Origin of the sequence: Aeromonas sp. R3-1, from assembly GCF_040908345.1 — a bacterium.
Taxonomy (GTDB): domain Bacteria; phylum Pseudomonadota; class Gammaproteobacteria; order Enterobacterales; family Aeromonadaceae; genus Aeromonas; species Aeromonas veronii.
In genome coordinates, this window is record NZ_JBFODN010000047.1 from 1 (window position 1) to 8,483 (window position 8,483).

Below are 8,483 nucleotides of genomic sequence, written 5' to 3' on the forward strand. Positions count from 1 at the left end.
CGTTGAAATACAGAACCCCCGATGCGGCACATAGGGGGTTCTGAGTAGAGAAATGCTAGTTGAAAATGTGTAAACCTATTTCAGGACTAGACACCGATATCTCGTTTATGCCTTGGCGACAAACCAGGGATTGAGGATATCGGGCTTGTTGTAGGCAAGGGGTGAGCCATCGAGCTGGGTGACACTGCCACCGGCCCCCTCCAGCACAGCCTGCGCCGCGCCGGTATCCCACTCGCAGGTGGGGGCGAGGCGCGGATAGAGCTCGGCGCCCCCCTCGGCGATGATGCAGAACTTGAGGGAGCTGCCCATAGAGACCAGCTCGATCTCGCCAAAAGGTGCCAAGAAATCGAGGGTCGCCTGCGACAGGTGGTTGCGACTGCCCACCACTCGCCACGCCTCTCCTTCACGATGAGGCCGGGTCTGGATAGGCTCACACTTGCCATCGGCGATACGCCAGGCGCCTACTCCTTTGCCGCCATACCAGAGCTTATCCAGCACAGGGGCATAGACCAGCCCCCAGCGCGGCGCCCCCCCTTCAATCAGCGCGATATTGACGGTGAACTCGCCGTTGCGGGAAACAAACTCCTTGGTGCCGTCGAGGGGATCCACCAGCCAGTAGCGGGACCAGCTGTGGCGCGCCACCATCACCTCGGGGCCAGACTCCTCCGACAGCACAGGGATATCGGGGGTCAGCCGCGCCAACGCCTGCACGATCACCTCATGAGCCCCCTTGTCGGCAGCCGTGAGCGGACTCTCGTCACTCTTGTACTCCACCGCAAAAGGCTCGCGGTAGATCGCCATGATGGCAGCCCCCGCCGCACGAGCGACAGGCTCCAGATCGGTGATATCGGGGTGGTACAGGGGATGCTCCATAACAATCTCGTCCAGCTCACAAGGCCAACCAGTGTAACCCTTTTGACATCAACTGCTTATAGCCGATTGTGCTGGGTTATTACGGCGCGGGTGCCGCCAACTCATTAGCCCCGCATTAATTGACCTAAAAACAACAAAGGACGCCGTGGCGTCCCTTGTTATTTTTGGCGGCCGGTCTCAAGCCGCGGGCCTATTTTGCAACTCAGATCCCCTGACGGGCTTCCTGCATCAGCAGGCGCATGTCGCTCACGGCTTTGGCCAAACCATCGAAGGCGGCGCGGCCGATGATGGCGTGGCCGATGTTGAGCTCATAGAGCTCGGGGATGGCGGCGATGGCCTTGACGTTGTGGTAGTGCAGGCCGTGGCCGGCATTGACCTTGAGCCCCTTGCCAGCGGCATAGGAGGCACCGGCGGCGATGCGCTTGAACTCGGCGTTGCGCTCAGCATCTGTGGTGGCATCGGCGTAACGGCCGGTATGGATCTCGATAAAGGGGGCGCCACTCTCGGCAGCCGCATCGATCTGGATGGGATCGGCATCGATAAAGAGCGAAACCTGCGCCCCCACCGTGGAGAGACGGGCAACGGCATCAGTCACCTTGTCCAGCTGACCGGCCACGTCCAGACCGCCCTCGGTGGTCACTTCGGTGCGCTTCTCCGGCACCAGACAGACGAAGTGAGGCTTGATGCGGCAGGCGATGCCGATCATCTCTTCGGTCACCGCCATCTCCAGGTTCATTCTGGTCTGGATAGTCTGGCGCAGGATCTCCACATCACGGTCGGTGATATGGCGGCGATCTTCTCGCAGATGCACGGTAATGCCATCGGCCCCGGCCTGCTCGGCCACGAAGGCGGCCTGTACCGGATCCGGATACTGGGTGCCCCGGGCGTTGCGCAGGGTGGCGATATGGTCGATGTTCACACCCAGATAGATTTCACTCATTGAGAACTCCTTGAAAGGCTTCATCTGTTGACTGCGCGGTCAGCGAATCCCCCCGCGCCAATATCCGTATGTCTGTAATCTGTGTCAGCCTTGCATGCTGGCTTTGCGTTTTAAAAACAGCTCCCGGCTCTTTAGCTGGCGCTTGCCCAGATAGGGTTGCAGCGCAAGTCGGCTGAAACGTTTGGCCGCCTGCAGCAAGGGAGGGGTATCGAAACGTCCCTCGGCAAAGGCGAGCAGGTGGGCACCGAGAAACAGGGTACGGGGATCCGGCGCCCGCTCGCAAGCAACAAAGCCCAATTCACGCTCAAAGCCATAGAGCAGGGTCGGCTCGATGGGCGACTCGTCATCCGCCGTGTATTCGAAATCGACCGCATAGCCCAGCGCCTGCAGCAGCAGAAACTCGAAGCGGCGCAGCGGCAGCTCAGGCGTCTCGCCATCGGCCAGCGCCATGATGGCACGGGCATAGGCGTCGAACACCTCGGGGAACGGGGTGTGCGCTTCCAGCAGGTAGTAGACCAGCTCGTTGAGATAGAGGCCGTAGAAGAGGCGATCGCCACCGAGACGCAGGGAGTGGTCGGGGCATTCGACCTGGGTGAGGTTCTTGAGATCCCCCTTGCCGCGCCAGGCGATGGTGAGCAGGGTAAAGGGTTGCAGCAGCCCCTTGAGAGGGGAGCGTGGCCCGCGAGAACCGCGAGCCACCAGGGTAAAGCGGCCACTATCCTGGGTGAAAACCTCGACCAGCTGGCTGGTCTCACGATAGGGTCGGCTATGGATGACGAAAGCCGGGGTCAGCAATCAGTCGTCGCCATACCCGAGGCTGCGCAGGGCGCGCTCGTCATCGGCCCAGCCGGATTTGACCTTGACCCACAGCTCGAGGTGCACCTTGTTCTGGAACAGCCGTTCCATATCGAGACGCGCCTCGGTGCCGATGGTCTTGATCTTCTCGCCCTTGTTGCCGATGACCATCTTCTTCTGGCCATCGCGCTCGACCAGAATGAGGCCGTGGATGTGATAGATACCGCTCTCTTCCACCTTGAAGCGCTCGATCTCCACCGTCACCGAGTAGGGCAGCTCCTCACCGGTGAAGCGCATCAGCTTCTCGCGGATGATCTCGGAGGCCATGAAACGGGAGGAGCGATCGGTCACGTAATCTTCCGGGAAGAAGTGGACGTTTTCCGGCAGCAACGGCTTGGCCCACTCGCGGATCTTCTCCACGTTTGTGCCCTTCTGGGCACTGATGGGCAGGATATGGGCGAAGTTCATCTGCTGGCCCAGCCACTCGAGGTGGGGAAGCAGCTCCTCCTTCTCCTTGACGTTGTCGATCTTGTTGACCGCCAGCACCACAGGGCACTTGAGATTGCGCAGCTTGCCCAGCACCATCTCGTCGTCTTTGGTCCAGTGGGTACCATCGACCATGAACACCACCATGGCCACATCACCCAGCGAACTGGTGGCGGCACGGTTCATCAGGCGGTTGATGGCCCGTTTCTCTTCAATGTGCAGACCCGGGGTGTCGACATAGATGGTCTGGTAGTTATCCTCGGTGTCGATCCCCAAAATCCGGTGACGGGTGGTCTGGGGCTTCTTCGAGGTGATGCTGACCTTCTGGCCAAGCAGCTTGTTGAGCAGGGTGGACTTGCCCACGTTCGGGCGGCCCACGATGGCGACAAAGCCGCAATAGGTAGTATCTGTCATGACAGTTTTTCCAATGCTTGCTGCGCCGCGGCCTGTTCGGCCTTGCGACGGCTGGTGCCGACCCCGACGAGGGGACCATCCAGACCTTCCACGTCACACTGGACGGTGAACTCCTGGTTGTGTGCCTCGCCCTTGACGTTGGTCACAGTGTAGGTCGGCAGGGATTTGCGGCTTCCCTGCAAAATTTCTTGCAGACGGGTCTTGGGATCCTTCTGCTCGATGCCCGGCTTGATCTCTTCCAGGCGGCTGGCATACCAGCTCAGCAGCAGTGTCCGCACCGTCTCAAGATTGGTATCCAGATAGACGGCACCGATCACCGCCTCGACCGTATCGGCCAGGATCGATTCGCGGCGAAAACCGCCGCTCTTGAGCTCGCCGGGACCGAGGATCAAGTGATCCCCGAGGTCGAACTCCCGGCCCAGTTCGGCCAGGGTCTTCTCGCGCACCAGGGTGGCGCGCATCCGGCTGAGATCCCCTTCCGCCGCTTGCGGGAAGCGGTGGAACAGATCGTCGGCAATCACCAGACTCAAAATGGAGTCACCCAGAAATTCCAGTCGCTCATTGTGACGGGAACCGGCGCTGCGGTGAGTCAGCGCCCGGGTCAGCAGTTCCAGATCCGCAAAAACATGCCCGAGACGGGACTGCAGTCTGTTCATCTTGATATTCATTTACTTGATTCCGCCAATGCGGTTGAAGCGCACACCTGTCGGTACCCAACTTGGCAGCAGGGAGCCTTCTTCGCGCTCGAATTCAAAACTTATCCAGATAGCGACCGCCTTGCCGACCAGATTCTGCTCGGGCACAAAACCCCAGAAGCGGCTGTCGGTGCTGTTGTCGCGGTTGTCGCCCATCACGAAATACTGGCCTTCCGGTACCACCCACTCGTCGGGGTAGGTGCCGGGCTGGCGATAGTAACGGCCAACCATGTCGGGCATCAGCGGATTGCGCAGGGTCTCGTGGGAGACATCGCCCAACTGCTCGGTATAGCGATCAAGGGGGATCCCCATCTGGGTAAATTCGCCTCTTTGTTCAAACTTGACGTCGAGCTTCTTGAAGCCCGGACACGTTTTCCCTTCCTGCTCTTCGCACTTGGGCCGGATCATCAGCTCCTTGTTGCGATAGATGACCCGATCACCCGGCATGCCGACCACCCGCTTGATGTAGTCAACGCGCGGTTCAAGGGGATACTTGAACACCACCACGTCGCCACGCTTGGGCTCGCCAGTCTCGAGGAACTTGGTGTTGGTCACCGGGTCCCGCAGACCGTAGGCAAATTTTTCCACCAGGATGAAGTCGCCCACCAGCAGGGTGGGCATCATGGAACCTGACGGGATCTGGAACGGTTCAAAAATGAACGAACGCAGGATCAGCACAAAGGTGATGACCGGGAAGACCCCAGCGGTCTGTTCAATCCAGACCGGTACGGGGGCGACCTTGGCCAGGGTCTTCTCATCCAGGTGGGCACCGCCATGGGCACGAGCCACGGCAATCTTGGCGGCGCGCTGCTTGGACCAAATCATCTTGTCCAGACACCAGATAACACCGGTGATCGCGCAGACCACCACCAGGATCAGGGAAAACGTGCTTGCCATCTATTAATCCTTTCCGACGTGGAGAATCGCGAGGAAGGCTTCCTGCGGCACGTCGACACGGCCGAGGGACTTCATCCGCTTCTTACCTTCTTTCTGCTTGTTCAGCAGTTTCTTCTTACGACTCACGTCACCACCGTAGCACTTGGCGGTTACGTCTTTACGCAGAGCCTTGACAGTGCTGCGAGCGATGATCTGGTTGCCGATGGCCGCCTGAATGGCAATATCAAACATCTGGCGCGGGATCAGCTCACGCATCTTCTCCACCACCTGACGACCGCGATACTGGGCGTTGTCCTTGTGGGTGATGATGGCCAGGGCATCGACGCGCTCACCGTTGATCATGATGTCCAGACGGACCATGTCGGAAGTTTCGAAACGCTTGAAACCGTAGTCCAGCGAGGCGTAACCGCGACTGGTGGATTTCAGACGGTCGAAGAAGTCGAGCACCACTTCCGCCATCGGGATTTCATAGGTCAGTGCCACCTGCTTGCCGTGATAGACCATGTTGGTCTGCACGCCACGCTTCTCGATACAGAGGGTGATCACGTTGCCCATGTACTCCTGCGGCAGCAGGATATGACACTCGGCGATCGGCTCGCGCATCTCCTTGATGCTGGTGATGGCGGGCATCTGGGCCGGGCTGTCGATATGGATGGTGGAACCGTCGGTCAGCTCGATCTCGTACACTACGGTCGGCGCCGTGGTGATCAGATCCAGATCGTATTCACGCTCCAGACGCTCCTGAATGATCTCCATGTGCAGCATGCCGAGGAAGCCGCAACGGAAGCCGAAGCCCAGCGCCGTGGAGCTCTCCGGTTCGAAGAACAGGGAGGCATCGTTCAGGGAGAGCTTGTCGAGGGCGTCACGGAACGACTCGTAGTCATCGCTGGAGATGGGGAACAGACCCGCATAAACCTGCGGCTTCACCTTCTTGAAGCCAGCCAGCGCCTTGTCGGCACCGTTTTTGGCCTGAGTCAGGGTATCGCCCACCGGCGCGCCGTGGATGTCCTTGATACCGCAGACAACCCAACCTACCTCGCCACAGCCCAGCCCCTGGGTATCCACCTGCTTTGGTGTGAAGATACCGATACGATCGACACCCCACACCTGACCGGTGCTCATCACCTTGATCTTGTCGTTCTTCTTCAAAGAACCGTTCTTGATCCGCACCAAAGAGACAACCCCCAGATAGGAGTCGAACCAGGAGTCGATGATCAGCGCCTGCAACGGGGCATCCGGGTCACCTTCCGGTGCCGGGATCTTGGCAACGATCTCTTCCAGCACCAGATCAACACCCAGACCGGTCTTGGCGGAGCAGCGCACCGCATCGACCGCGTCGATACCGACGATGTCTTCGATCTCCTCGGCAACCCGCTCGGGTTCCGCGGCCGGCAGGTCAATCTTGTTCAGCACCGGCACCACTTCCAGATCCATTTCCATGGCGGTATAGCAGTTGGCCAGAGTCTGTGCCTCAACCCCCTGGCCGGCATCCACCACCAGCAGCGCCCCTTCACAGGCCGCCAAAGAGCGGGAGACCTCGTAGGAGAAATCCACGTGGCCCGGGGTGTCGATAAAGTTCAGCTGGTAGGTGTTACCGTCTTGTGCCTGGTAGTTCAGGGTCACACTCTGTGCTTTAATGGTAATGCCGCGCTCGCGCTCCAAATCCATGGAGTCAAGCACCTGAGCCTGCATCTCGCGGTCGGACAAGCCACCGCAAGTCTGGATCAGACGGTCCGACAGGGTCGATTTACCGTGGTCGATGTGCGCAATAATCGAAAAGTTACGAATGTGTTTCATCGAGCAAGAGTCACTCAAAATTAGTTAAGGTCAGTTATGGAGGCGCGATTTTACTGGATAACCCGGCTGACGGCCATTCTTTAGTCGCCAGCGCCAGTGAAATAGCGCCTGTTCAGTCAGGGGAGGATGCGGACAGGGACGACAGCGCCGAGCATCTGCGGGCCGTAGCGCCCCTGATCCAGGCGGTTGGAAAAGTAACGAACCAGTAAAAAACCGATAGAGCCCCCCAGCAGGCAGGAGAGGATGGTGATCCCCTCCCCCCCCGAGAGCAGTGGCGCCAGCCAGAGTTGCCCCAGCAGGGCTCCGGCCAGCAAGCAGAAAAGCGGCAGCACATAGACCAGCGCCGCTCCGCGTAGCAGGCTCTCCTGCGGGATACCGAGCCTCACTTGCTGGCCAACCCGCACCTCGGCGGTCAGCCTGACTCGCAAGCGGGGAGCTTTCAGGGGAAACGCCTTGGCCACGGTGCCGGTACCGCAGTTGGATTGCTGCTGACAACCACTGCAGGCGGAGCGACGCTCGCACTCCACCCAGGCATGGTCACCCTCAATGGCCACCACGGTCGCCAGCTCTTCACTCATCTCATTCACGGCAACACCTCGGGTTCACACAATCAGGGGATCTGACCACGACTCGCCACGCTCGGCAAGCGGGGAAGAACCCCGCATCCCCCGTTACTGCACCGCTTCGTTGCGGGCCAGCGGCTGGACCGACTCGGCGATGCGCTTGGCGGTTTCGGCAGGCACCTCACCGACCACGGTGATCTCGACCCCCACCTCGTTGACATAGCTCACCAGCGAGGTCGCCCCCTGGCGGATCAGCTGCTGGCGCACCGCCTGCTTGGGATCGACCCGGGAGACGTAGACCGAGAGATCCACCAGCCCGTCGGAGAGCATCATGTAATCCACCGGCATACTGGTGGTCACCAGCTGGTGCCGGTCTTGCGACAGCACCTTGAAGCCATCGGGCAGCCAGGTGATCTGCCAGTTCAACTGCTGTTGTGGCGCCGGATAGGCATCCTCCAGCGCCAGCGCCGGAGGCTGCTTGCTGTTGGCCAGCTTCACCAGCCAGGGGGCCGGTTTGCTCTGCAGATCCAGCTCGACACCGAGCACCTGCTCCACCAGATTGCCTTCCCGCTCGACCATGTCGATCCGCAGCAGCAAGTGGCTCTGCTCATCAATCCAGAGCACGAAACCATATTTGTCGGCCTCTTTAGGCACCAGCCTTACCACCTGCGCCACCACACCGGCAACCCGGCTGCGGCCGGCCAGCACAGGATCATAGCTCTCCAGCACCTGTGCCAGCGGCATCTTCACCAGGGTCGACCAGATGCCGGGGAAGCGGGCATCCTTCAGGGTGTAGGGATCGTGGCTGTTTTCAAAGAAGGTGTATTCGTTCTGGCGCTGGAGATACTCGATCGCCTTGCCGTCGAGGTAACTGAGGTGGGCCACTTCCTTGCCGTTGATCACGGCATGGCTGATCCGGATCGGTTCAAGACGCCCCTGACGGGCTTTGACCATGGACAACTCGAAATTCTGTTGCTGCACGGCACTCTGCATCTGCTGCAACAAGGCCTCGGCCGACGATAA

General features: G+C 60.0%; 9 protein-coding genes. All 9 read right to left on the minus strand.

Features of this window, described 5'->3' with window-relative positions:
• Nucleotides 1-105 precede the first annotated feature (105 nt).
• The gene (gene cysQ / locus AB5Y85_RS02355) at nucleotides 106-861 is read right to left on the minus strand and encodes a 3'(2'),5'-bisphosphate nucleotidase CysQ (protein WP_257687811.1); all 756 of its coding nucleotides are present in this window, start codon (nucleotides 859-861) and stop codon (nucleotides 106-108) included.
• Nucleotides 862-1,075: 214 nt separating this feature from the next.
• Complete coding sequence (gene pdxJ / locus AB5Y85_RS02360; protein ID WP_198505812.1) at nucleotides 1,076-1,813, minus strand: pyridoxine 5'-phosphate synthase; 738 nt, start codon at nucleotides 1,811-1,813, stop codon at nucleotides 1,076-1,078.
• Between the two features lie 84 nt (nucleotides 1,814-1,897).
• Entirely contained in the window at nucleotides 1,898-2,608 is a 711-nt protein-coding gene (gene recO / locus AB5Y85_RS02365) for a DNA repair protein RecO (RefSeq protein WP_005335391.1), read from the minus strand.
• The gene (era, locus tag AB5Y85_RS02370; RefSeq protein WP_033112795.1) at nucleotides 2,609-3,508 is read right to left on the minus strand and encodes a GTPase Era; all 900 of its coding nucleotides are present in this window, start codon (nucleotides 3,506-3,508) and stop codon (nucleotides 2,609-2,611) included.
• Nucleotides 3,505-4,176: a ribonuclease III gene (gene rnc, locus AB5Y85_RS02375; RefSeq protein WP_005335394.1), complete on the minus strand. Its 672-nt coding sequence runs from the start codon at nucleotides 4,174-4,176 to the stop codon at nucleotides 3,505-3,507. Before rnc ends, era begins: the two co-directional genes overlap by 4 nt.
• Nucleotides 4,177-5,100 (minus strand): signal peptidase I, encoded by a 924-nt coding sequence (gene lepB, locus AB5Y85_RS02380; RefSeq protein ID WP_005335395.1) that lies wholly within the window; start codon nucleotides 5,098-5,100, stop codon nucleotides 4,177-4,179.
• 3 nt (nucleotides 5,101-5,103) lie between these two features.
• The gene (gene lepA / locus AB5Y85_RS02385; protein ID WP_005335396.1) at nucleotides 5,104-6,897 is read right to left on the minus strand and encodes a translation elongation factor 4; all 1,794 of its coding nucleotides are present in this window, start codon (nucleotides 6,895-6,897) and stop codon (nucleotides 5,104-5,106) included.
• A gap of 116 nt (nucleotides 6,898-7,013) precedes the next feature.
• A complete protein-coding gene (locus AB5Y85_RS02390; protein ID WP_257687812.1) occupies nucleotides 7,014-7,475 on the minus strand; it encodes a SoxR reducing system RseC family protein in 462 nt (153 codons plus the stop codon).
• Between the two features lie 93 nt (nucleotides 7,476-7,568).
• The coding region (locus AB5Y85_RS02395) for a MucB/RseB C-terminal domain-containing protein (protein WP_368221114.1) at nucleotides 7,569-8,483 on the minus strand (915 nt) is incomplete at its 5' end.

Coding starts and splice junctions, on each gene's coding strand:
- lepB (WP_005335395.1), bottom strand. CDS start 5,100: ATGGCAAGCACGTTTTCCCTGATCCTGGTGGTGGTCTGCGCGATCACC.
- AB5Y85_RS02390 (WP_257687812.1), bottom strand. CDS start 7,475: ATGAGTGAAGAGCTGGCGACCGTGGTGGCCATTGAGGGTGACCATGCC.
- rnc (WP_005335394.1), bottom strand. CDS start 4,176: ATGAATATCAAGATGAACAGACTGCAGTCCCGTCTCGGGCATGTTTTT.
- era (WP_033112795.1), bottom strand. CDS start 3,508: ATGACAGATACTACCTATTGCGGCTTTGTCGCCATCGTGGGCCGCCCG.
- pdxJ (WP_198505812.1), bottom strand. CDS start 1,813: ATGAGTGAAATCTATCTGGGTGTGAACATCGACCATATCGCCACCCTG.
- lepA (WP_005335396.1), bottom strand. CDS start 6,897: ATGAAACACATTCGTAACTTTTCGATTATTGCGCACATCGACCACGGT.